This is a genomic window from Streptomyces sp. NPDC055962, from assembly GCF_042270185.1.
Taxonomy (GTDB): Bacteria; Actinomycetota; Actinomycetes; order Streptomycetales; family Streptomycetaceae; genus Streptomyces.
In genome coordinates this window covers 16,347-39,317 of the sequence record NZ_JBHJYN010000008.1, presented here as the reverse complement: position 1 = coordinate 39,317, position 22,971 = coordinate 16,347, and the positions used below count along the sequence as shown (strand labels likewise).

Annotated in this window: 22 protein-coding genes and 1 pseudogene; 14 read left to right on the top strand and 9 right to left on the bottom strand. The window is 72.0% G+C overall.

Going from position 1 to position 22,971, the window contains the following annotated elements; genetic code table 11:
* Positions 1-137: 137 nt before the first annotated feature.
* The gene (gene lysS, locus ACFC51_RS22610; RefSeq protein ID WP_376376221.1) at positions 138-1,898 is read right to left on the bottom strand and encodes a lysine--tRNA ligase; all 1,761 of its coding nucleotides are present in this window, start codon (positions 1,896-1,898) and stop codon (positions 138-140) included.
* 145 nt (positions 1,899-2,043) lie between these two features.
* On the opposite strand from lysS, the gene argS reads away from it, so the two are divergent.
* Complete coding sequence (gene argS, locus ACFC51_RS22605) at positions 2,044-3,813, top strand: arginine--tRNA ligase (protein WP_376376223.1); 1,770 nt, start codon at positions 2,044-2,046, stop codon at positions 3,811-3,813.
* A gap of 117 nt (positions 3,814-3,930) precedes the next feature.
* Here argS and ACFC51_RS22600 read toward each other — a convergent pair whose 3' ends face one another.
* On the bottom strand, positions 3,931-4,416 hold the full coding sequence (locus tag ACFC51_RS22600) for a carboxymuconolactone decarboxylase family protein (protein ID WP_376376225.1): 486 nt from the start codon (positions 4,414-4,416) through the stop codon (positions 3,931-3,933).
* A 174-nt stretch (positions 4,417-4,590) separates the two neighbouring features.
* Here ACFC51_RS22600 and ACFC51_RS22595 point away from each other — a divergent pair, with 174 nt between their 5' ends.
* Complete coding sequence (locus ACFC51_RS22595) at positions 4,591-5,517, top strand: RNA polymerase sigma-70 factor (protein WP_376530471.1); 927 nt, start codon at positions 4,591-4,593, stop codon at positions 5,515-5,517.
* A 114-nt stretch (positions 5,518-5,631) separates the two neighbouring features.
* On the opposite strand, the gene ACFC51_RS22590 is transcribed toward ACFC51_RS22595, so the two are convergent.
* The gene (locus tag ACFC51_RS22590; RefSeq protein WP_376530469.1) at positions 5,632-7,092 is read right to left on the bottom strand and encodes a helix-turn-helix domain-containing protein; all 1,461 of its coding nucleotides are present in this window, start codon (positions 7,090-7,092) and stop codon (positions 5,632-5,634) included.
* Positions 7,093-7,488: 396 nt separating this feature from the next.
* Here ACFC51_RS22590 and ACFC51_RS22585 point away from each other — a divergent pair, with 396 nt between their 5' ends.
* Positions 7,489-8,244: a DUF4232 domain-containing protein gene (locus tag ACFC51_RS22585; RefSeq protein WP_376530467.1), complete on the top strand. Its 756-nt coding sequence runs from the start codon at positions 7,489-7,491 to the stop codon at positions 8,242-8,244.
* Positions 8,245-8,560: 316 nt separating this feature from the next.
* Positions 8,561-9,838, top strand: coding sequence for an LPXTG cell wall anchor domain-containing protein (locus tag ACFC51_RS22580; RefSeq protein WP_376530464.1), 1,278 nt, complete (start codon positions 8,561-8,563; stop codon positions 9,836-9,838).
* Between the two features lie 109 nt (positions 9,839-9,947).
* Here the strand turns inward: ACFC51_RS22580 and ACFC51_RS22575 are convergent, their stop codons facing one another.
* On the bottom strand, positions 9,948-10,358 hold the full coding sequence (locus ACFC51_RS22575) for an ATP-binding protein (protein ID WP_376530461.1): 411 nt from the start codon (positions 10,356-10,358) through the stop codon (positions 9,948-9,950).
* A gap of 151 nt (positions 10,359-10,509) precedes the next feature.
* Here ACFC51_RS22575 and ACFC51_RS22570 point away from each other — a divergent pair, with 151 nt between their 5' ends.
* The 4 genes from ACFC51_RS22570 to ACFC51_RS22555 are packed head-to-tail and all read left to right on the top strand — an operon-like array spanning position 10,510 to position 12,777.
* Positions 10,510-11,292 carry a Scr1 family TA system antitoxin-like transcriptional regulator gene (locus tag ACFC51_RS22570; RefSeq protein ID WP_376530692.1) on the top strand — a complete coding sequence of 261 codons (783 nt, stop codon included), beginning with the start codon at positions 10,510-10,512 and terminating at the stop codon, positions 11,290-11,292.
* Positions 11,292-11,537, top strand: coding sequence for a DUF397 domain-containing protein (locus tag ACFC51_RS22565; protein ID WP_376530458.1), 246 nt, complete (start codon positions 11,292-11,294; stop codon positions 11,535-11,537). Before ACFC51_RS22570 ends, ACFC51_RS22565 begins: the two co-directional genes overlap by 1 nt.
* 11 nt (positions 11,538-11,548) lie before the next feature.
* The gene (locus tag ACFC51_RS22560; protein ID WP_376379437.1) at positions 11,549-12,082 is read left to right on the top strand and encodes a putative immunity protein; all 534 of its coding nucleotides are present in this window, start codon (positions 11,549-11,551) and stop codon (positions 12,080-12,082) included.
* A 59-nt stretch (positions 12,083-12,141) separates the two neighbouring features.
* Positions 12,142-12,777 (top strand): LysE family translocator, encoded by a 636-nt coding sequence (locus ACFC51_RS22555; RefSeq protein WP_376379434.1) that lies wholly within the window; start codon positions 12,142-12,144, stop codon positions 12,775-12,777.
* Here ACFC51_RS22555 and ACFC51_RS22550 read toward each other — a convergent pair.
* The gene (locus tag ACFC51_RS22550; RefSeq protein WP_376379431.1) at positions 12,737-13,366 is read right to left on the bottom strand and encodes a helix-turn-helix domain-containing protein; all 630 of its coding nucleotides are present in this window, start codon (positions 13,364-13,366) and stop codon (positions 12,737-12,739) included. The genes ACFC51_RS22555 and ACFC51_RS22550 overlap by 41 nt on opposite strands.
* Before the next feature lie 56 nt (positions 13,367-13,422).
* Here ACFC51_RS22550 and ACFC51_RS22545 point away from each other — a divergent pair, with 56 nt between their 5' ends.
* The 4 genes and pseudogenes from ACFC51_RS22545 to ACFC51_RS22530 all read left to right on the top strand — a co-directional run bounded on the left by ACFC51_RS22545 (position 13,423) and on the right by ACFC51_RS22530 (position 17,011).
* On the top strand, positions 13,423-14,331 hold the full coding sequence (locus ACFC51_RS22545; protein ID WP_376530455.1) for an alpha/beta fold hydrolase: 909 nt from the start codon (positions 13,423-13,425) through the stop codon (positions 14,329-14,331).
* Positions 14,332-14,851: 520 nt separating this feature from the next.
* Positions 14,852-15,259: an SRPBCC family protein gene (locus ACFC51_RS22540; protein ID WP_376530452.1), complete on the top strand. Its 408-nt coding sequence runs from the start codon at positions 14,852-14,854 to the stop codon at positions 15,257-15,259.
* A 68-nt stretch (positions 15,260-15,327) separates the two neighbouring features.
* A pseudogene (locus ACFC51_RS22535) lies at positions 15,328-16,104 on the top strand (DUF4253 domain-containing protein).
* Positions 16,105-16,249: 145 nt separating this feature from the next.
* Positions 16,250-17,011: a hypothetical protein gene (locus ACFC51_RS22530; protein ID WP_376530450.1), complete on the top strand. Its 762-nt coding sequence runs from the start codon at positions 16,250-16,252 to the stop codon at positions 17,009-17,011.
* Between the two features lie 18 nt (positions 17,012-17,029).
* Here ACFC51_RS22530 and ACFC51_RS22525 read toward each other — a convergent pair whose 3' ends face one another.
* From ACFC51_RS22525 to hemB, 4 genes are all read right to left on the bottom strand, one after another.
* The gene (locus ACFC51_RS22525; RefSeq protein WP_376530447.1) at positions 17,030-18,037 is read right to left on the bottom strand and encodes a MarR family transcriptional regulator; all 1,008 of its coding nucleotides are present in this window, start codon (positions 18,035-18,037) and stop codon (positions 17,030-17,032) included.
* Between the two features lie 410 nt (positions 18,038-18,447).
* The gene (locus tag ACFC51_RS22520; RefSeq protein WP_376379414.1) at positions 18,448-18,882 is read right to left on the bottom strand and encodes a hypothetical protein; all 435 of its coding nucleotides are present in this window, start codon (positions 18,880-18,882) and stop codon (positions 18,448-18,450) included.
* A 9-nt stretch (positions 18,883-18,891) separates the two neighbouring features.
* Positions 18,892-20,208, bottom strand: coding sequence for a hypothetical protein (locus ACFC51_RS22515; RefSeq protein ID WP_376530444.1), 1,317 nt, complete (start codon positions 20,206-20,208; stop codon positions 18,892-18,894).
* A gap of 55 nt (positions 20,209-20,263) precedes the next feature.
* Complete coding sequence (hemB, locus tag ACFC51_RS22510) at positions 20,264-21,259, bottom strand: porphobilinogen synthase (protein WP_376530442.1); 996 nt, start codon at positions 21,257-21,259, stop codon at positions 20,264-20,266.
* Positions 21,260-21,416: 157 nt separating this feature from the next.
* Here hemB and ACFC51_RS22505 point away from each other — a divergent pair, with 157 nt between their 5' ends.
* Together ACFC51_RS22505 and ACFC51_RS22500 are read left to right on the top strand one after the other, a co-directional pair.
* Positions 21,417-21,920 carry a hypothetical protein gene (locus tag ACFC51_RS22505; RefSeq protein WP_376530439.1) on the top strand — a complete coding sequence of 168 codons (504 nt, stop codon included), beginning with the start codon at positions 21,417-21,419 and terminating at the stop codon, positions 21,918-21,920.
* A gap of 60 nt (positions 21,921-21,980) precedes the next feature.
* Positions 21,981-22,718 (top strand): class I SAM-dependent DNA methyltransferase, encoded by a 738-nt coding sequence (locus tag ACFC51_RS22500; RefSeq protein ID WP_376379402.1) that lies wholly within the window; start codon positions 21,981-21,983, stop codon positions 22,716-22,718.
* The last annotated feature ends 253 nt before the right edge of the window (positions 22,719-22,971 follow it).

The following is a 22,971-nucleotide window of genomic DNA, read 5'->3' as shown; positions in this document are numbered from 1 at the left end:
CGCCCCCTCTGGGGGCGCCCGCATTCCCCCCCGCGCTCCAAACCCGCCCGGCCCCCCCCCCCCCGGGGGGGGGGGGGGGGGGGGCCGGGGGGGGGGGGGGCCCCCCCCCCCCCCCGCCCCTCCTCATGTCCGTGGTGCTACGCGCCGAGCAGCGTCCGCACCCGGTCCGCACCGACCGCGAGGAGCAGCGTGGGCAGGCGCGGCCCGGTGTCACGGCCGACGAGCAGCCGGTACAGCAGGGCGAAGAACGAGCGCTGGGCCGTCTTCAGCTCGGGCGTCGGCTTGGCGTCGGGCGCCAGGCCCTCCATCACCTTCGGCACCCCGTAGACCAGGGTGGTCAGGCCGTCCAGCGACCAGTGCGTGTCGAGCCCCTCAAGCAGCAGCCGCAGCGACTCGCGGCCCTGCTCGTCCAGGGAGCCGAGGAGTTCCTTGTCCGGCTCGTCGCGGACGATGGTGCGGGCCTCGGCCGGGACCTGGGTGGTGATCCAGTTCTCGGCGCGGTCGAGCCGGGGGCGTGCCTCGTCGAGCGAGGCCAGCGGGTTCTCCGGGTCGAGCTCGCTCAGGATGCGCAGCGTCTGGTCCTCGGCGCCGGCGGTGATGTCGGCGACCGAGGCGAGCGTGCGGTACGGCAGCGGGCGGGAGGTGCTGGGCAGCTCCCCCGCCGCCGTGCCGATGGCCCGGGCGTAGGCGGCGGCGTCGGCGGGCAGCACCGTGCCGTCGGCCACCTTGCGGGCCAGCGAGTCCCACTCGTCGTAGAGCCGCTGGATCTCCTGGTCGAAGGCGATCTTGAAGGACTGGTTCGGCTTGCGGCGTGCGTACAGCCAGCGCAGCAGCGGCGCCTCCATGATCTTCAGCGCGTCGGCCGGGGTCGGCACGCCGCCCTTGCTGGAGGACATCTTCGCCATGCCGGAGATGCCGACGAACGCGTACATCGGCCCGATCGGCTGGACGCCGTCGAAGACCTCGCGCACGATCTGGCCGCCGACGACGAAGGACGAGCCGGGCGAGGAGTGGTCCACGCCGCTGGGCTCGAAGATCACGCCCTCGTAGGCCCAGCGCATCGGCCAGTCGACCTTCCAGACCAGCTTGCCGCGGTTGAACTCGTTGAGCCGGACCGTCTCTGCGAAGCCGCAGGCCGAGCAGGTGTAGTTCAGTTCGGTCGTGTCGTCGTCGTAGGACGTGACGACGGTCAGGTCCTTCTCGCAGTTGCCGCAGTACGGCTTGTACGGGAAGTAGCCGGCGGAGCCGGAGCTGCCGTCGTCCTCGTCCGCCGCGCCCGACCCCTCGGCCGCTTCCAGCTCGGCCTCGTCGACCTTCTTCTGCTGCGGCTTCTTGCCGCCCTTGGCCCCCGCCGCGCCGTCCTTCTTGGTGCGGTAGCGGTCCAGGACGGCGTCGATGTCCGCCCGGTGCCGCATCGCGTGCAGGACCTGCTCGCGGTAGGTGCCCGCGAGGTACTGCTCGGTCTGGCTGATGCCGTCGTACTCGACGCCCAGCTCGTCCAGGGCCTGGGTCATCGCGGCCTTGAAGTGCTCGGCCCAGTTCGGGTACGCCGACCCGGCCGGGGCGGGCACCGAGGTCAGCGGCTTGCCGATGTGCGCCTGCCAGGAGTCGTCGACGCCCTCGACGCCGTTCGGCACCTTGCGGTAGCGGTCGTAGTCGTCCCAGGAGATCAGGTGGCGCACGGTGTACCCGCGGCGGCGGATCTCGTCGGCGACGAGGTGCGGGGTCATGACCTCGCGGAGGTTGCCCAGGTGGATCGGGCCCGACGGGGAGAGGCCGGACGCGACGACGACCGGTTTGCCAGGCGCACGTCGCTCCGATTCGGCGATGACATCGTCCGCGAAGCGGGAGACCCAGTCGGTCTCGGTGCTGCTCTGACTCGAAGCCACGGTCGGCACGTCCTTCTCTCGTGTAGGACTCGTAGGGGACGCCCACGGAGGGCACCCCCATTCTCCCAGGTGCCGCCCGTAGCGCGAAAACGGCTTTACGCCCCGTGGGATACTGGGGTGATCCTTTGTCTCCTACGGAAACGGCAGCCGTCTCATGGCTTCGGTCCCTTCCCTCGCTTCCACGCTCCAGCAGCAGCTCGCGGACGCCCTGACGGCAGCACTGCCGGATGCCGGCACCGCGGACCCGCTGCTGCGCCGAAGCGACCGGGCCGACTTCCAGGCCAACGGGATCCTCGCGCTCGCCAAGAAGCTCAAGGGCAACCCGCGCGAGCTGGCGTCCCAGGTCACGGCCGCCCTTCCGGCGGGTGAGCTGATCAAGGACATCGAGGTCTCCGGCCCCGGCTTCCTGAACATCACCCTCACCGACCGGGCGATCGTCGAGACCCTCGCCGCGCGTGCGGCCGACGGCGACCGGCTCGGCATCCCGCTGAAGTCGTCCGCGGGCACGACCGTCGTCGACTACGCCCAGCCGAACGTGGCCAAGGAAATGCACGTCGGCCACCTGCGGTCGGCGGTCATCGGTGACGCCGTGGTCCAGATCCTCGAGTTCACCGGCGAGAACGTCGTCAGGCGCCACCACATCGGCGACTGGGGCACGCAGTTCGGCATGCTCATCCAGTACCTCTTCGAGCACCCGGACGAGCTCGGGCACGAGGGCGACCAGGCCGACGGCGAGGCGGCGATGTCCTCGCTGAACCGCGTCTACAAGGCGTCGCGCGTCCTCTTCGACTCCGACGAGGAGTTCAAGGCGCGCTCCCGCGACCGGGTCGTGGCCCTCCAGGCCGGCGAGCCGGAGACGCTGGCGCACTGGCAGCGCTTCGTCGACGAGTCGAAGATCTACTTCTACTCGGTCTTCGACAAGCTCGACATGGTCATCGACGACCCCGACATCGTCGGTGAGTCCGGTTACAACGACATGCTCGAGGAGACCTGCCGGATCCTGGAGGAGACGGGCGTCGCCGTCCGCTCCGAGGGCGCCCTGTGCGTGTTCTTCGACGACGTGAAGGGTCCGGACGGCAACCCGGTCCCGCTGATCGTGAAGAAGTCCAACGGCGGCTATGGCTACGCGGCCACCGACCTCTCCGCGATCCGCGACCGGGTCCAGCAGCTCAAGGCCGACACGCTGGTCTACGTCGTGGACGCCCGGCAGTCCCTGCACTTCAAGATGGTCTTCGAGACGGCCCGCCGCGCCGGCTGGCTCAGCGAGGGCGTCACGGCGCACCAGCTGGCCTTCGGCACGGTCCTCGGCAAGGACGGCAAGCCCTTCAAGACCCGTGAGGGCGTCACCGTCCGGCTGGAGGACCTCCTCGACGAGGCCGTCGAGCGGGCCACCGCCGTCGTCCGGGAGAAGGCCGGGAAGGTGGGCCTGTCCGAGGACGAGATCGTCGAGAACGGCCGGTACGTCGGTGTGGGCGCCGTGAAGTACGCCGACCTGTCGACCTCCGCCGTGCGGGACTACAAGTTCGACCTGGACCAGATGGTGTCGCTGAACGGCGACACGTCGGTGTACCTCCAGTACGCCTACGCCCGGATCCGCTCCATCCTGCGCAAGGCGGGCGACGCGAAGCCCGTCGCGCACCCGGAGCTGGAGCTGGCCCCGGCCGAGCGCGCGCTGGGCCTGCACCTGGACCAGTTCGGCGCGGTCCTCGAAGAGGTCGCCGAGGGGTACGAGCCGCACAAGCTGGCCGCGTACCTCTACCAGCTGGCCTCTCACCTCACGACGTTCTACGACCAGTGCCAGGTCCTGAGCGACGAGAACGCACCGGAGGTCGTCGAGAACCGGCTGTTCCTCGTCGAGCTCACCGCCCGCACCCTGCACCAGGGCATGAAGCTCCTCGGCATCAGGACGCCCGAGCGCCTCTGACTCCGCCCACGGCGGCCGCCGGGCGCAGCACGGGAATCGCCCGTGCGGGACGGTGTCCCGCACGGGCGATTCCTTTCTGGCCGCCGGCCGGTCGAGGACCGTGGCTCGGGCCGCCGGTCAGTCGAACACCGCGGCGAAGGCACCCGGCTCGTAGGAGCCGCCCTTCATGTGTGTGATCACCGCGAGCCGGTTGGCCGCGTTGATCAGGGCGACCGTCGCGACGAGCGCGGCGGTCTGGTCGTCGTCGTAGTGCTCGCGCACCTGGGCCCACGTCTCGTCCGACACGCCCCGGTGGGCGTCGGCCAGCCGGGTGCCCTCCTCGGCGAGCGCCAGCGCGGCCCGCTCCGCCTCGGTGAACACCGTGGACTCGCGCCAGGCGGCGACCAGGTGGAGCCTGTCCGCCGTCTCGCCCGCGGCGGTGGCTTCCTTGACGTGCATGTCGATGCAGTGGCCGCATCCGTTGATCTGGCTGGCGCGCAACGACACCAGCTCCTGCGTGGACTGCGGCAGCGGCGACTGCTGGAGCACCACGGCCATGCCGGCGAACCGCTTGGCGAACCGGCCGCCGACCTCGTTCTCGAACAGGTTGAACCGTGCGTTCATGGTGTCGTCCTCACTCGTGTGTCGTGCACCGGATGCACAAGAGATGCCGACGGCACGCACGGTGTGACAGGCCGCCCGTGTGACGAGCGCCACCGCGGCCGGTTGTCACAGACCGGCGGGGAGCGGTGTCCTGTGCACGGGAGAACACCGGGAGCCGGCGGACGGGAGCAGCAGATGGAGAGCGAAGGCACGCACGCGGAGGAGCAGCCCACCGGCGGGGGACGGGCCGATCCCGCGACCGAGGCGTTCGTCACCCATCGCAACCTCCTCTTCACCGTCGCCTACGAGATGCTCGGCTCGGCCGCCGACGCCGAGGACGTCCTCCAGGAGACCTGGCTCCGGTGGGCGGGCGTCGACCTCGCCGCGGTACGCGACCGGCGGGCCTACCTGGTGCGGATCACCACCCGGCAGTCCCTCGGCCGGCTGCGCACGCTCGGCCGCCGCAAGGAGTCCTACGTCGGGACCTGGCTGCCCGAACCGCTGCTCACCGCGCCGGACGTGGCCGACGACGTGGAACTGGCCGAGAGCGTCTCCATGGCGATGCTGCTGGTGATGGAGACACTCGCGCCGGGCGAACGGGCGGTGTTCGTGCTGCGCGAGGTGTTCGACCTCGGCTACGAGGAGATCGCCGACGCCGTCGGGAAGAGCCCGGCCGCCGTACGCCAGACCGCCCATCGCGCACGGGCGCACGTCGCCGCGCGCCGGCCGCGCGGGACCGTCTCCCGGGCCGAGACCCGCGACGCCCTCGACGCGTTCCGGCAGGCGACCGAGACGGGTGACCTTCAGGGCCTGCTCGACGTCCTCGCCCCGGACGTCGTCCTCATCGGCGACGGCGGCGGGATCAAGCAGGCCGTCCTCCGTCCCGTCGTCGGGGCCGACAAGGTGGCCCGGCTGCTGGTCAACGGGCTCGGCAGGGCGGCCGGTCTGACGATGCGGCCGGCGCAGGTCAACGGCTCGCCGGGCTTGGTCCTCCGGCTCGACGGCGCCCTCGACACCGTCGTGGCGGCGCATGTCCTCGACGGCCGCATCACCGGCCTCTACGCGGTGCGCAACCCCGAGAAGCTGTCCCGCATGGAGCAGGAGACCTCCCTGCTCCGCTGAGCCGGCCTCCCTCCTGATCGGACGGACAGGGACAGGGACAGGGACAGGGACAGGACGGGGACAGGACAGGACCTCACCCGGCCGCCGGGGCGCGCGACCGCCCCGGCGCCGTGGTCACTGCTCGGCCGGCACCCACTGGGCCGTGTCCGAGCGGTAGTAGTACTCCGGCCGGGCGGTGAGGCTGCTCGTACGGAACGGCTTGCCCCCGTCGTCGACGCGCAGCACGCCGCTCCGGCCTCCGCTGGTCCACTCCAGCTCCAGGTACCAGGTCACGTCGTGCCCCTCCACGTGCGCGTCGAGGTTGAAGACCTCGACGTCGGTGGAGCTCACCCGGTACGGGAAGTCCTTCGCGGGGACGGCCGTGTCCCCGTCGGTCCCCGCGACGGGCTTCGAACGCGGCCGGCTGTCGTCCAGGTCGATCTCGAAGGACCGCGGCGTGATCCCGCTGCCGCAGCCGTTGCCCATCGAGTACGCGGACCGGGCGAGCCCCGCGTCGCGCCCCAGCACCCGCACGTGCAGCCCGTTCAGCACGACCGCCTCCTCCGACGCCCCCTGGACGGTGAGTTCGAGCTTCATGTCACCCCCGTCCACGCCCCCGAGAGCCCGCGCCCAGCCACGGGTGTCCTGGGGCGGAGGCGGCGGCGGGACGTCGTCGGGCTCCTGGTCGAGCAGGTAGTACTGCCCGCAGGGCGACTCCCAGTTGTACGAGCTGATGGTGGCGTGGACGGGTACCCCGCTGCTCCGCGGCCCGCGCGAGGAGGGCGAGGACGTCGCCCGCCCGCCGCGCGCGCCACTCGTCGGGGACGTGCTCGTGCCGGGCGTCGCGGACGGACTGCCGCCGGTGCTCGGATGCGCGCTCCCGCTCGCACGGCCGCTCGGCCCCACGGGAGCGTGGCTGAACGCCGCGTCCCGCTGCTTGCCGTCCGCCGGTGCGTCGTTGCCGAGCCCCCGTACGACGAGGGCCGCCGGCACGGTGAGCGCCACGACCGCCACAGCGGTGAGCAGGACCCGCAGCCTCCGGGGCGTGCGTCGGCGGTCGGGAGCGGCCCCCGGGCGGGGTCCCTCGGGTGTCACGTCCGCCGGTACGGATTCCGCTTCGGATTCCGATTCGGGTTCCGATTCGGGCCGGGGTTCCGGTTCCGCTCGGGACTCCGCGCCGCCGGGAGCCGCTGTCCCGGACGCCGCGGGCACCCGCGCGGAGGGTTCGGACGCAGCCGGTTGCGGCCGGGTGGACGGGCCGGGATCCGGGTCGACGAGGCCGGCCGGGGCTGCGGCAGGAGTACCGGAGCCGTCGGCGGCAGCGCCCGCCTCCGGCTTCCGTGCCCCACGCCGCTTCGCCTCGTCGGCGAGGATCCACCTGCGGTGCAGCGCCACCAACTCGTCGGCGGACGCCCGGCACGCGCGCGCGAAGCGCTCCACGGGTGCGTAGTCATGGGGAACGGCGTCGCCGTTGCAGTACCGGTGCACGGTCGAGGTGCTCATGTGCAGCTTCTGGGAGAGCGCCCCGTAGCTGAGCCCGGAACGCTCCTTCAGCCCCCTGAGCAGCTCCGCGAAATCCTGGATCTCTGTGCCCACCCCGACCGTTCCCCTTCCGTTCCTTCCCGGAAAGGCATTCCAGGGAGGTGATGTCCACGCAGGTCAGAGGGTGCGAATGCGTTCCGGCGTCCCGCATGCCCCGGCAGCCGTTGCGACCGGATTCCGGGGCTGGAAAGGATGTGGACACACCGCGGCGTTCCCCGCGACCCGTACATCCCACCCTCACCCGTCCCGGGAGCCGCCGTGCGCCATCGACCTGAACTGAGCCTGACCGACGCGGTCGCCATGGGAGTGCTGATCGCCTGCATCGCGGTGGTCATCGCACTCCTGTAACGCCTCTGATCACGCGTCACCGCCCAGTACACCCGCCCGTACCTCAGGGCGCCAACTCGGCGCTCCGGGCCACTCATCACCATCGAACGGGGAGAACCACTCATGCGTGACCTTCGCTTCCGCCGCGCCGCCCGCACCTCCGCCCTGGGCGCCGCCGCACTGATCGCCGCCCTGTCCCTGACCGCATGCCAGAGCGGCGGCACGGAGCGGGCGGACGGCTCCGGCGACTCGGCCGCCCAGGCGCCGGCCGAGGACACCTCCGCGGTCACTGCGGCGGACACCGGCAAGGTGACGACCGGGAACCCTCGTGCCAACGACTCCGGTTCGGGTGACGCTGCGGATTCCGGTTCCTCCGCCGCGAAGCCCGGCGCACGGCCTGCCGCGAAGCCGGCGGCCGAGCAGGCGGCCGACAGCGGCAAGGGCGGCACCCGCACGTCCCCGGCCACCTGCACCGGCGTGAACACGAAGCTCACGATCACGAGCGTCCGGCGCCCCGTCAACCACATGCTGCTCACGGTGACCAACACCGGCTCGAAGTCCTGCTACGCCTACTCCTACCCGTTCCTGCGGTTCGGCGAGGCGCAGTCCGTGCCGCAGATCGTCGAGGACAGCGTGCCGCAGTCCGTCATCGTCCTCGCCCCCGGCGAGTCCGCGTACACCGGCGTCATGACCTCGTCCGCCGACGGCAGCGGCACGGGCGGCTACTCCACCAAGGACCTGACCGTCGGCCTCCAGGGCCGCGACGGCGGTTCCGCGGGCCCGATGGTCGACGTCCCGCTCGGCAAGAAGGTCTACGTCGACAGCACCCTGGCCGTGACGTACTGGCAGACCGACATGGACGACGCCCTCATGTACTGACTCATGTGCTGACTCAAGTACCGACTCATGTACTGACCGGCCCGACGCGGGCGGGGCAGGGTCGCGACGGGCTCCCGGACGCCGCGACCCTGCCCTCTATGGCATTGATCACAGCGAAACCACAGGCAGGGAAGGCAACTGCACCCTTTCAACCTGTCTGTCCGTCGCAGGGGTGTGGTATTGGCGCGAACGTGTGAAGAAAACGTGACGCTCGATCACCTTCCCGGTCATACGATCGCCTCACGTCGCATCTGCGTGCCCCATTTCCGCTGCGACCCCTTCTTCTTTCTCTTGTTCCGTACCCCGAAGGGCCCTTGTGAAGATTCGCCGCATTCTTGCCACAGCTGTTGCCGCCGCCGTCACCACGCCGGTGGTCCTGCTGTCGGTCACCCCCGCGTTCGCAGACGACAAGCCGGCCGCTCAGACGCAGAGCAAGCCGTCCGTCGCAGAGCTGGAGAAGGCCGCCGCCGCGGCACAGGCGGTCTACGACGACGCCGTAGCGGCCGTGGAGTCCGCCAAGGCGGCGCTGGAGGCGCTCGACACCGACGCCTCTCCCCTGAAGGTGGCCTACGACGCAGCGAAGGCCGTAGCCGCGGAAGCCGCCACCACGAAGACCGCCGCCGACCAGGCCGTCCTCGACGCCCAGGCCGCGGTCGACGCGCTCCCGGAGACGGCCACCGAGGAGGAGAAGACCGCCGCCGCGGAGGCGCTCACCGAGGCGCAGGCCGCCGCCAAGACCGCCGACGAGGCCAAGACCACCGCCGACACCAAGGCCACGGACGCGCTCGACGCGTGGGACGACGCACGGGTCGAGGCGGCACGAGCCATCGGCACGGCGCAGGAGGCCGCCAAGAAGGCGCTCGCCGACAAGACCGCCGCCGACGAGGCGCTGGCCAAGGCGAAGGAGGAGGAGGCCGAGGGCGGCGGCGAGGACGAGACCTGCGTCCCCGAAGCCAAGCTCACCACGGTCGTCACGGGCCTGCCGTCCACCGTCGTCGCCGGCACGAAGACCGACTTCAAGCTGCGGGTGACCAACGGCACCACCAAGACGATGGACGAGGTCTACCCCTTCGCCTACGTCCACGCGACCGACAAGAGCGGTCTCAAGGACCTCGACGACCTGGTGCACCTCCAGTGGTCCTCCGCCTCGTCCTCCACGTGGCAGAACGTGGACAACGAGAACTACATGGACCGCATCAGCCCGCTGAAGGCCGGTGCCCACGCCGACATCAAGATGCGCCTCACGATCGACGCCAAGGCCCCCGCGGGCAACGGCGTCACCTTCGTCGCCGGTGACTACTGGAACGACAACGGCACCTGTGGCGGCAGCCCGGACCTCGAGGGCTACGAGTTCATGATCGCCGCGGCGGGCAGCAAGCCCGGCAACGTCCCGGATGCCGAGCCCAGCTCCAAGCCCAACTCCGGCCTCACGCCGCAGACCGGCGCGTCGGCCACCCCGGCGGGCGGCACCCTCGCCTCCACGGGCTCGTCCGACGCGACGTCGCAGCTCGCCCTCGCGAGCGGCGCCGCCCTGGCGATCGGCGCGGGCGCGGTGTTCGTCGTACGCCGCCGCAAGGCCGGCACCCACGCCTGACGCGTGAGCCGGGGTGCCCGCCAGGCACCCCGCTCCAGGCGCTGATCCACCCGGCGGGCCCGGCACCGGACAACGGTGCCGGGCCCGCCGCTCTGTCACGGCGTGATCCTCACACCGTCGCGGACCCGGAGAAGACGCACCACACGACCTTTCCGGGGTCCCGCTCCCCGACGCCCCAGCGGTCGGCGAGCGCGTCCACCAGCATCAGTCCCCGACCCGACTCCCCACAGGGCTCCCGCACCATCGGAACCCCGCCCCCGCTGTCGTGGACCTCCACGAGCAGCTCGCGCCCCTCGCCCACGAGCCTCAGCCGTACGAGGAATCCCCGCCCGGGCGGCACGCCGTGCACCAGCGCATTGGTCGCCAGCTCGCTCACGCACAGCAGCACGTCGTCCAGCCGCGCCCCGAACCCCCAGTCGGCCACCGCCGTACCCACGAATCCCCGTACGGCGGGGACGGACCGGCGCTCACGGCGGCAGAACCGCTCGCGCAGCAGGGAGGGTTGCATCGTCTCGTTCACGGGACGATGGTCACTCTCTGTGCATATCCTCGGGCAGTAGGTGAACCCGTACAGATTTCTTGTACGGGCCGCGCATGCGTGACGTACGTACGAGGGCGGGGAGTCCGACCGTATGCACCCCAGGAAGCGGCAGCGCAAGAACGCGTCCGCCATGAAGCTCGTCGGCAAGCTGGTCGGTCTGTTCCGCATGACCGCCGACCTGACCCAGGCCCAGCTGGCGGACCGGGCCGCCGTCCAGCTGGAGACGATCGCCTCCATCGAACAGGGTCGCCGCGCGCTGCTGCCCGATCTCGCCCGCCGCCTGGACCAGCTCCTGAGCACCAAGGGCGCGCTGGAGACGGCGGTGGACAACTTGCCGGAGGTGGACCTGATCCCGGCGTGGGCGGAGCAGTACATGGATCTGGAGCGGGAGGCGCTTGCGCTGTCGTGGTACGACAGCCAGGTCATTCCGGGACTACTCCAGACCGAGGCATATGCGAAGGCGGTCTTCCGAAACCGAGTACCCGCGTTCAGCGAGGACGAAGTCACCGCTCAGGCAACTGCCCGCCTTGAGCGCCAAGAGATCCTGCGTCGCAGCAATCCGCCAACAATCAGCATGGTGGTCTGGGAGGCCGCTCTCATGCTTCAACTCCTCCCGGAGCGGCAGCACCTGGAGCAGCTTCGTCACCTGCACACATGCGCACTGCTGCCGGGAGTCTGCCTCCAGGTCCTCCCTCTCGCCAGTAGGAGCCACGCAGGGCTCGACGGCCCGTTCACCTTGCTGGAGACCCCAGAACACCAGCACATCGCCTACTCAGAGACTCAACGGGGGAGCCAGCTCGTCTCCGACCCGAATGAGGTCAGCATCCTGTCGCAGAAATATGCAATGCTGCGAGCTCAGGCACGTAGCCCGGAGGAGACTTTGGGCCTGCTGGACCGTCTGCTGGGAGAGTGATGGACACCGCACTGCACTGGTTGAAGTCGAGCTACAGCGGCAGCGAAGGCGGCGAGTGCCTCGAAGTCGCCTACGACTGGCGCAAGTCAAGCTATAGCGGCAGCGAGGGCGGCCAGTGCCTCGAAGTCGCCGCCCACCCCACCGCCGTCCACGTCCGCGACTCCAAGAACCCCGAAGGCCCCACCTTCACCGTCGCCCCCGCTGCCTGGTCGTCCTTCGCCGCGTACGCCGCCGCCCGGGGCTGACGCGCGAAGCCGTGGCCGACGAAGCAGGCACAGTCGAGCTGAGCACGCAGGACCTCCGCGAGGTGACGGCCTTCGCCGCAGCGTGCGCGGACAGCGCGCTGGCGGCCTTCGAGGCGGAACAGCCCGACGATTCGCGCCCCCGTGAAGCCATCGCCACCGCCTGGGAGTTCGCCCGGGGCGGCGCGCGCGGAAAGGCCCTGCGTGACGCTGCCTGGGCGGCGCTCAAGGCGGCGAAGTGCGCGGGCACCCCGGCAGGGCGCGAGGCGGCGCGGGCGGCGACGGCAGCTGCGGGCGCCGCCTATCTGCATCCGCTGCCCAAGGCCACCCAGGTCAAGCACATCCTCGGAGCGGCCGCTCACGCGGCCAGGGCGGCCGAGCTGCTCGCCGACGACGATCAGGCCGTGGGTGCCGATCATGTCGGGCAGGCGGTGCGGAGCGCGACGCCGGGCGTCGTGGACGTCCTCGTGCGCTACCCGGCGGCGCCGGGCGGCGGCGGACGCGTCGGCGAGCTGATCCGCATGCTGGACGAGAGCCTCCGCCGGTGACGCACCGCACACCCCTCACACGACCGTGACCAGCGGTTTCTCCCATAGGCTGGAGTTCCATGGCAACAGGCGCATCGCTTTGGTCGTTCGCCCTCGTCGTAGGGCTCCTCACTCTCACGCCCGGCCTGGACACGGCTCTCGTCCTGCGCACCGCCGCCCTCGGGCGGCGGGCCCGCGCCTGGGGCGTCGTCCTCGGCATCCAGTCCGGCACCCTCGTCTGGGGCGCGCTCACCTCGCTCGGCGTGACCGCTCTGATCACCGCGTCCCACATCGCTTACGAAGTCCTGCGCTGGGCGGGCGCCGCGTATCTGCTCTGGATGGCGTTCCGGCTGGTCCGCGACACCTTCCGCGGCCGGGCCGCCACCGAGACGCCGGTCGAACTCACGACCGGCGCGGACACCCTCCCCGCCGGCTGGCGGCAGGGCACCCTGACCAACCTGCTCAACCCGAAGATGGGCGCGTTCTACGTGGCCGTGCTGCCGCAGTTCGTTCCCCCGGGCGCCGATCACTTCTCCACGGGCCTGCTGCTGACCGGCGTCCACATCGTGCTGGGCCTGGTCTGGTCCGCCGTCCTCATCGCCTTCGCCGCCGTACTCGGCACCTGGCTTCGCAAGCCGCAGGCCCGTGCCGTGCTCGACCGGATCACCGGTGCGGTCATTGCGGGCTTCGCCGTGCGGCTGGCGCTGAGCGACTGACGGACTCAGCACCGGAGTCCGCGACGGGGCGCGGTCCAGGTCGGTCGGCGGCGGGCCCGGGCCCGGGGTGCGCCGGGAAGATGACCGGACTCAGCAGATGCCGTGTGCGCTCGGGCGTCGGGCCGTGGGCCAGCCGGGGGACGATCACGGCGCGCAGCTCGGCCATCAGCTGCTGGAGTTCGTCCGGGTCGAGCCACAGCGCGTGCTGGCGGAATCCGACCAGGTCGGCGGACGGGTCGGCCCCGTCGCCGTCGACGTAGGCGTTGAACTCCGCCGTCAGGGTGGCCATGGCGACCGCGAAGGCGCGTCGGTAGTCCTCGGGCGACAGGGAGGCCGCCGCCGCGGCGTCGATCACCGCGCGGTCCCGCAGCAGCCGGTAGCGCCGCTCGACGGCGCCGCGCACGCGCTGCTCCTCCTCGACGGCCAGGAGTCCACCGTCAGCCAGGAGCCCGACGTGCCGGTAGACGGTGGCCTTCGAGACATCGGGCAGCAGGGCGCAGAGTTCGGTCGTCGTGCGGGTCCGCCCGTCGTGCATGGCGTGCACGATGCGCATCCGTACCGGGTGCAGCAGCAGATCAACCGTTTCCATGGACGCATGTTCTCATCTTCGATACCTTTCTCAAACTTGAGAAAGGAGGCGTCTCCATGCCGCGCCCCACACCTGAAGCGACGCTCCCCCGGCCCCCGTTGGGGCACCTGTACGAGGTCTCCGGCCGCCGCCTGATGCTTCACCGCTCCGGAGAGGGCGGCCCCGCGGTGGTGTTCCTCCCGGGAGCCGGCCAGGTGGGGCTGGACTACCTGAACATCCACAACCGGGTGGCCGAAGCAACCACCAGCGTGCTCTACGACCGGGCCGGCACCGGCTGGAGCGGCGCCGCCACGCTGCCCCGCCCCGCCGCCGACGTCACGGCCGAACTCCGCGCCCTGCTCGGAGCAGCCGGCGTACCGGGCCCGTACGTCCTCGTCGGCCACTCCCTGGGAGGCGCGTACGCACGCCACTTCGCCCACCACCACCCCGAGGACGTGGCGGGACTGCTCCTGCTCGACCCCTTCCACGAGGACCTCCACGGGCTCGCCCCGCAGGAGGCGCGCGAGCGCCTCACGGAACTCCACCGCATGGACATCCCCGAACTGACACCGCACCAGCTCGACCAGGCCCGCCGACAGGCCGCTCCCGTCTTCGCCGCGTGGCCCGACTCCGTGCGCGATGCACTCGTCGAGCACCACGCCACCGTGGCCTGGAAGGCCGGGCTGCACGAGGACCGCAACCTCTACGACGAGGTCGCCGAGGAGCTCAGGACGGCACAGGCGCTGCCCGACATCCCCCTGATCGTGGTCACCGCCCAGGGTCACGACGACACCCAGGCCCAGCTGTGGTCGGACGACCTGCTCCGATGGATCAACGGCACCAAGTCGGACCTCCACGGCCGCCTGGCGTCCTCGGTGCCGCGCGGTGAGCGCCGGATCCTGCCCGACGCGGGCCACGGCTGGCTGCACGAGGAGAGCCAGGACGACGTGCTCCGGGCGGTCCTGGACCTCCTCGGCCGGGCGTGACACCGCGGACCGGACCGCCAGTTCGGCCTCGTGGCCCGAAGCCGCCGGTCACTGTCCTCGCAGCGCCCCCGTATCGGACGGTGTCGCCCCCGAACCCGGCCGCGGCCAGCTCGTCGACCACGTCCTCCGGGGTGGCGAGCGTGTACAGCTTCTCCGCGGAGACCAGCGCGCCGCGCTTCTGCACGGCGGCCGGGGGCGGGCCCGCCGCGGCAGCCGTGGCGGGCCCGCCGAGCAGGAGCGCGCAGCATACGGCGGCCGGAGGCGCCCTCAGCCGACGGCGGTACCGGTTCCGGGCGGACGGTAAGGGTGACGCGGAGGCGGTCATGCTCCTCCCCGGTGAGGCCGGACAGCGCACCGTCCACCCTCACAAGCGGCGGGCGGGCACCGCATTGGGGCAGTCCCCCCGGCCTGTCGTGGGGACTGCCCCCGGCCGGTGACACTTCGGGGCAGCTCCGTCCCGACGCACCGGTGTCCGATCCCTTCAAGACGATGACGCGCACGGCTGGGTAGCGTCTCTCCCATGACCGCCTCTGATGCCGGAACCCGCCACCTCAGCATCCGCGTCGACCGCCCCGCCGGCCAGGTCTACGCCTACGCCTCGGAACCGTCCCACCTGCCCGAATGGGCGGCAGGGCTCGGGGCGTCGATCGAGGAGATCGACGGGCAGTGGATCGCCGACTCCCCCATGGGACGCGTCGTGGTCGAATTCGCGCCGAAGAACGACTTCGGCGTCCTCGACCACCACGTCACCCTGCCCTCGGGCGAGACCGTCCACAACCCGGTCCGGGTGATCGCGGACGGACCCGGCTGCGATGTCGTGTTCACGCTGCGCCGCCGGCCGGGCATGAGCGCGGAGGAGTTCCGCAGCGACGAGGCCGCGGTGTCCGCCGACCTCGCGACGCTCAAGCGGATCGTCGAGCAGTCCTGAGACCCCGGTGCCGGCCGGCACCCGGCACCGGCGCCCCGTCAGGGGGGCTGTCAGTGGCGGACCCTGGGGTGACCGCTCATGGCAGCCACCTTCCCGACCAACTGCCCGCGCTCGCCCTTCCGGGGGGGGCACGCTCGTGGACACCACCTGCTGCGACGGTCCGTGGCACGAGCCCCTGCTCCGGTACGCCGACGCGCCCGCGCGGCCGGGGCGACAGGGCCCGGCTGCGGACCACCGGCCGCCCGCTCGGCCTGCTCCCGGTGCTGATCGACACGGGCCGGCGCGACGAGGGTCCCGAGGACGGGGCGCTCAGCCCCGCCGACACCAGCTACCCGGGCGACCACGACGCCGAAGAGGTACTCGCCGGGGCCTGGGACGCCTACGCCTCCGACGAACTGGGGAGGAGTCCGCCCGGTGGCCGGGCCTGGCCCGCGTCCCCGCCGCGTGCACGCCCGGGCGCCCGGACGAACTGGCCGCCGAGACGGCCGACATGCTCACCGACACCGTGCAGGCGGCCCTGGTGCCCGCCCGGCGCAGCGCGGACATACCGGCGGCCATCGGCCGGCCGGGCCTCGCTCAACCACGAGAACGACGTGGCCCGGCTCTGCGCCGTACTGCGCTCGTGGGAGGACCGCTTCGACATCCGGGTCGTCGCGCTCGGCTTCGACACCCTGACGGTGTCCGTGGGACGGCCTCCGACCACCGCGGCGGAGGCCCGGCCCCTGGCGGCCGAGCACTTCGCGTTCTGCCCGGACACCATCGAGGCGGTCCCTCCGGACGGCCTGGACGTCTACGCCGAGAAGAGCCTCCTGGGCCAGGAGACGCGGTCCTTCCGGTGGCACTGAGCAGGCGTCCCCGTTCCGTACGCCAGGGACGCGTCGGACCGGGCACTTGCCCGATATCCGGGTGCCCTGGCGGCCAGGAGAGCCGGTAAGGTCGCGATCTTCGGCCGGCGGAAGCCGCCGGAGTCCCTGAGGCCGTGCTGCCACGATGAACTGCGACACCGCATCCGCCCGCCTCCGGCTCGACCGGGCGCTGGACCGGCTGACCGTCACCTTCCGAGGAACGACCGCTCATCCCGACGAGGTCCAGTGCACCTGCCACTGGGGCAGCGAGGAAGAGCTCGCCCTGCTGAAGGTCCCGGAGGCGGAGCTCGCCCCGGACCTCCTGCGCCGCACCTGGGACGCCCCCGACTGGACCGATCACGGCTCCGTACTGCGCCGCATCCTGCCCCAGTTCGCCAGGGCGCTGACCCTGGGCGACGTGAAACCCATGTTCGGCATGTACGAAGTGGGCAAGTCGTTCGCCCGGGGCCACTGGCAGCAGTGGCCGCAGCCCCAGAGCCTGGCGGTCCAGGAGTTCCTGGAAGCCTGGTGGGCCCACACGCTCGTCGAGCCGGAGCCCGCCGTCCCCGCCCACGAGCTCCTCGCGCTGTGCGTCGAGGCATCCTGCACCCTCACTCCGTGGCTCGGCACCTGGGAGGCGCTCGACCACCGCGTCGCCGACCGGCACCTGGCCGAGGCCGCCGCCCACTGGGAGTACGAGCTGCTGGGGGACGAGCTTCCGTGGGACGGATGGGACACCGACGAGGACGCCCTACGCGTCGAGCTCGCGGCCTGGCTCGTCCGTCACGCACCCGCGCGGCTCCGGCGCCAGGACGCTCCCGAGGAACTGCTGCACCGGATACGGCTCATCGGACTCACCGGCCCCGCCCGCTGGGAGGACCCGCACTGGCCCGACCGCCGCTACTGAGAGAGCACCGTCCCGTGCTCAGGGCGCCTTCAGCAGGTCCCGGAGCCCGGCGACGTACGTATGGACATCACGTTCGGCCGGCAGGGCCTCGATCACCGGGGCCGCCTCGCGCCCTGACCGGCGGCAGGAGCGGCAGAGCCCGTCGATGAGGGCTCCGGGACGACCGGGCGCACCGCACTCGGTGCACTCCATCATCGCCCGGGGCGCGGGGGTCCCGGACGCGGGCGGTTCCGCGGCTGCGGTCACCTGCGGCGGGACCTTGCGGGTGAGACGGCAGCGGACGAAGCCGACCGGCGAGTCGACCTGCGCGGGGAGCCCGGCGGCCAGGGCCTGCGTGAGGTGGTCGGCGTCCACACCGCGCGCGAACCACTCGGCGGCCAGCGGCTCCAGGACGGTGCAGTCGGCTGCCGAGAGCGCCAGGCGGGCATCGGCACGGCCGAGTTGGGCCAGCGCGGCGTACGCGGGCGAAGGTCCCTCCGGTGCGGGCGGGGTGGACTCCCGCTGCTCCGGCACGGGGTCCTTCGCCCGCTGCTCCGGCACGGGGTCCTTCGCCCGCTGCTCCGGAACCACAAGGGAGGCCACCGGCTGGACGGCGAAGGGCTCGACCGCAGCCGTCCGCTCTCGCTCGTCGGCGACGAGGGCCGCCCACCACTCGTTGTCCCGCGCGGTCCGGGACCAGAACGTGCGGAAGACCCAGCGAACCGGGCCGCCTTCACCTCCCACGAGGCACCGCACCCGGCGCAGATACCCGGCGACCGAGAGGGCCTTCAGCGCCGACGCCACGGCCTGCTGCCCGTAGAGCGGGAGCTGCTTGGCCAGCCCCTTGACGTCCATGGCGGCGCCCTCCGGCAGCTGGTCGATGAACCCGGCGATGCTGCGCTCCCGGATCGGCAGCAGCTCGAAGTCGACTGCCGTACGCGGCCGTTGATCCGGCGCCGAGCGCTTGCCGTAGCCGGGATGGGCCATCGGGTACGGGCGGGAGCAGGCAGAGGCCTGCGAGGCGGAGCTAAGGTGCTGGGTAGCCACGGGATCGCTTCTTTCGATCTTGGGGCGAGACCCCGGCCGGTGTTGTCAGCACCGCGTCGGGGTCGCTCGTTTCCGGCACCGTAGACAGTCGCCACTCTCCGCTGCAAGTCGCTCACGATTAGTCATACTTGCTGGCCGTGACGGGTCCGGGAGGTCGGGGAGGATTTCCCCCACCTTCCTTTCCCTCCCGGACGTAAGAAGGCGCTCGGCTCTCGGAACCCGCATCCCGGCCCTCGGATCCCGAAACCCGGGCTTCGGGCCCGGAGAGCCGTCAGCATCCCTCGAACGAGTGAGACGACCGGTCCGGCGCTCGAACCCCGGCCCTCGAACCTCGGCCCTCGGATCCCGGGTCCCGAATCCCGAATCTCAGGCCCCGAGCCACGGGCGCCCGAGGCCGGCACCCCGCAGGCTCACCCCGGCGCCGGCACCCTGGCGACCACGAACCCCTCACCGTCCTGGAACTCGATCAGTACCCCGTGCTCCACGAGGAAGACCCAGCACTCGGGACAGTCCAGGACGGCGTCGGCGTACCCGCTCACCAGGGCGAGGTCCACGGCGACCGACGGCACGCACAGATTGCCCGGGAACACGACGCCCAGACCGCCCCCGCCGTACTCACCCACCAGCCTGCACAGCTCGGCGGCGTCGAAAGCGCGGGTACGTTCCAGGACTTCGGCCCCCCTCCAGTCCAACCGGGTCGACCCGACCGAGCCGAAGCGATTCAGGCTCAGCGCGGCGAACGCTCTGTCCTCCCGGTACGACAGCACCATCGCCGACGGCGCGGCGGCGTGCAGCAAGGCCTCCACGGCCTCGCGCTGCGTCCCGTAGCTGTCGATCGCGCCCATACCCGCCCCTCAGAGGAACCGCGAACTGCTCACCGGCCCGGCCGAGTGCAGCCCCGCCCGGTCGCCCCGCAGCCAGGTGCCGCGCACCCCGGCGACGAAGGCCGCCAGCACCTCGTCGGAGTCGGACGGTGTGGCCCCGTCCCCCTCCTCCGGCTTCGGGTCCGCCGCCACGATCTCGGCGGCGATCTCCGCCTCCGGCCGTGTGTCCGGCTCCCCGAAGGCCATCTCCCCGTCCTCGCCCGGCATCAGGCGCGCGCCCCAGGGGGCCACGACCGACTGGTACAGGAAGGTGACGCTGTCGGCGGCGACGGCCGGCGGATCGGTCCAGCAGCTCGCGTGCTCGTGCAGGACCTGCCCCGGAGCCCTGTCGAAGAGCTGCATGACGACCTCACCTCCCCCGTCCGCCCGCGCCGTCCCGTCGAGGTCGTGGGCGATGACGACGGTGTCCTCCCGGCCTGCCTCGAAGGGGAGCGCGGGAAGCCCCAGCACCTCCGCGGCGGCCAGCCCCAGGATCCGGCTCCCCCGGTCCGGCAGCAGCGACACCGAACGGGGCCGGACCTCCCCGGCGGCGAGTACCGCCCGCAGCCGAAGCAGCCCGTGGAGACAGAGTTCACGGCTGTCCTGCGTCCAGGCGTAGCGCCCCGTCATCCCGGCATCGAAGCCGAACGGGGACAAGGTCCCCAGCACGGTGCCGCCCATGACGTACTGCCAGCCCCGCAGGTCCGTCACGTCGAGCGCACTCACCGACCCGGCACCGGCCGCACGCTCCAGCATGCGGTTCTGCCGGTCCCGCGCCCCCAGCCACCGGTCCTCGTCCGGAGCGCCCAGGCGCCCGTGGTGCAGCCGGGCGAGCTCCAGATCCCCGGCCAGCACGGCATTGAAGATGAGGAGATAGCGGTCCGGCCAGTCGACCAGCCCGTCCTCGTGGGCGAGCAGCACATCGGCGGCGTCCCTGTGGCGCCCCTCCCGCTCGTACGCGGAGACCAGCTCACGCAGGAGTCCCGCCGAGCCAGGCGCCAGCCGCAGCGCCTCGCGCAGCGCGGGTATCGCCAGATACGGCACCCCGCGCTCCACGCAGGCGTAGCCGTAGTCGTAGAGCGACTGCACCCGGCCGGGGTGCCTGGCCAGCGCCCCGGCGGCCTCGGCGAGGTCGCCGAAGCCCGAGGCCTCCGCCGCGCACCCCACGACCGACGCGACCTGCTCCAGCGGCGCCGCAGGCACCTGCCTCAACGCGCGCAGCGCCCCGGGGACATCACCCTCGTCCAGGCGATCCCAGGCGGCAGCCAGCTCGGGGGACGTGGGACGTCGATTCCGTCGCGAGAACATGGCGAAATCCTCTCCGCCACCCCGCCGCGGCCACAAGCGAATTGAGCGCTCGGCCTCAGCGCCCGAGCTTCCGCGCGACCTCCGTCGCCCAGTACGTCAGGATCATCTGCGCGCCCGCGCGCCGGATGCCCGTCAGGCTCTCCAGGATCGCCGCGTCCCGGTCGATCCAGCCCTTCTCCGCGGCGGCCTCGATCATCGCGTACTCACCACTGATCTGGTACGCCGCGACCGGCACGTCCACCGCGTCGGCGACCTTGGCGAGGACGTCCAGGTAGGGACCGGCGGGCTTGACCATGACCATGTCGGCGCCCTCCTCCAGGTCCAGCGCCAGCTCCCGCAGCGACTCCCGGACGTTGGCCGGGTCCTGCTGGTACGTCTTGCGGTCGCCCTGGAGCGAGGAGCCCACCGCCTCGCGGAACGGCCCGTAGAACGCCGAGGAGTACTTGACGGTGTAGGCGAGGATCGACACGTCCTCGTGGCCCGTCTGGTCCAGCGCGTCGCGGATCACACCGACCTGACCGTCCATCATGCCGCTGGGGCCCACCACGTGCGCGCCCGCGTCGGCCTGGACCTGGGCCATCTCGGCGTACCGCTCCAGCGTGGCGTCGTTGTCGACACGGCCGTCCTCGGTCAGCACCCCGCAGTGCCCGTGGTCGGTGTACTCGTCCAGACAGAGGTCGGACATGACCACCAGGTCGTCCCCGACCTCTTCCCGCACCGCGCGCAGCCCCACCTGGAGGATGCCGTCCGGGTCGGTGCCCGCCGTGCCCCGCCCGTCCTTCTTCTCGTCCAGCGGGACGCCGAAGAGCATGATCCCCGAGACGCCCGCCGCGACCGCGTCGACGGCGGCCTTCCTCAGCGTGTCCAGGGTGTGCTGCTGGACACCCGGCATGGCCGAGATCGCGACCGGGGCGTCGATGCCCTCACGGACGAACGCGGGCAGGATCAGGTTCGCCGGGTCGAGCCGGGTCTCGGCGACCATGCGCCGCATGACAGGGGTCGTCCGCAGCCGGCGGGGCCGCGAGCCGGGGAAGTTTCCGTACTCAGTCATCCTTCGAGACTAGACCCGCACAGATCACCGGTTTACCGACAGCGGGCCCGGAAAAAGCACCCCCGGAGCAACCGCACGCACCCGGCCTGCTGCATGGGCCGGCGGCACGACAACGACCTGAGCCGACTCGCGGAGGCCAGGAGTCCGAGGGGACACGATGAACGAGGGCGTCGCCGCCGTACGACGCGCCAGGACCATCCGGGCCACCGTGTCCGCGGGCATCGCGGGGGCGACGGTGACCGGCCTCGGCGCCGGGGTGCTGTCCTGGTGGCAGGTGCCGGCACTCGCCGTGCCCGCCGTCGGACGCGCAGCCTGGACCGGATCGCGGATCGGCCGTATCGACGGCATCCGCGCGGCCCGGCTGGAACCCGGCGAAGGCGTGATCGACACCTACGCGGTCCGGCCCCCGTACACCGGACACACCCCGCCCTCGCCCCACGAAGGCCCGCAGTACCACCTCCGCGTCACCTCACGCGGCATCGAGATGTGGGAACGCGCCGAGCTGCTCCGGAAGCACCCCTGGCCCGAGCTCCGGGTGATCGTCGACGGCCCCCGCCTGCGCATCCGCCACCTGGGGCAGGAAGCCGGGACGATGCTGCTGGAACAGCCGGGTGCGGTCGCCGAGGTCCGGCAGGCCGCGCTGCGCCACGGCGTCGCCTGACCGCGCACGGCGGGGAAAACCGGTCGACAGCTCCCGCGGGCACCTGGGAGGGTCCCGCCCGTGACACACAGCGAACTGTGGAACCGCGCGACCGCCGACCGCTACGACTCCGAGGAGGCCGAACGGTCCACGGCCGCCTTCCTCGAACCGAACCTCGCCTTCCTCGCCGACCTCGCCGGAGGCGGCCGTGCCCTGGAGTTCGCCATCGGGACGGGCCGCGTGGGCGTCCCGCTCCGCCGGCGCGGCGTGCCCGTGACCGGCATCGAACTGTCCGAGCACATGGCCGCGGTGCTCCGGAAGAAGGTCGACGAGGACACGCTGCCGGTGACCCTGGGGGACATGGCCACCACCGTCGTGCCCGGCGCGTTCTCCCTGGTCTACCTCGTCTACAACACCATCTCGAACCTGCTGACACAGGACGCGCAGGTCGAGTGCTTCCGCAACGCGGCACGGCACCTGGAACCCGGCGGCCGGTTCGTCGTCGAACTGCACGTGCCACCCCTGCGGCTCCTGCCGCCCGGCCAGGTCGCCGTGCCCTTCGACGTGTCCGACCGCCACCTCGGCTTCGACACCTTCGACCTGGCCGAGCAGATGCTCGTCTCGCACCACTTCACCCAGGACGACGACGGCAGCTACCGCCGCGGCGCCTCCCGGCACCGGTACGCCTGGCCCGCTGAGCTCGACCTGATGGCACGGATCGCCGGTCTCGAACCCGAACGCCGTGTCGCGGACTGGGACGGGACGCCGTTCACCCAGGACTCCACGAAGCACATCTCCGTGTGGCGCAAGCCGGCCTGAGCCAGGGAAAGCGGCCGTACGCTCCGGCGGGCGTGGCGGAGACCCCGCAGCACGTCAGCAGCCGGTCCCGGCCCCGCACCCGTCGCTCGCGGCAGCGGGGGGTACGAGCCCGGGGCCGAGCTGGAGTCCGTACCCGACCTCGGGGACCCCTACCGGGCGGCGCGATGATGGGGGCCACCCCTCCCCCTGCGCGCCAAGAGCACGCCGGGCCCGGCCACCCGCCACCTCCGCACGCGAAAGGGCCCGGCCGCTC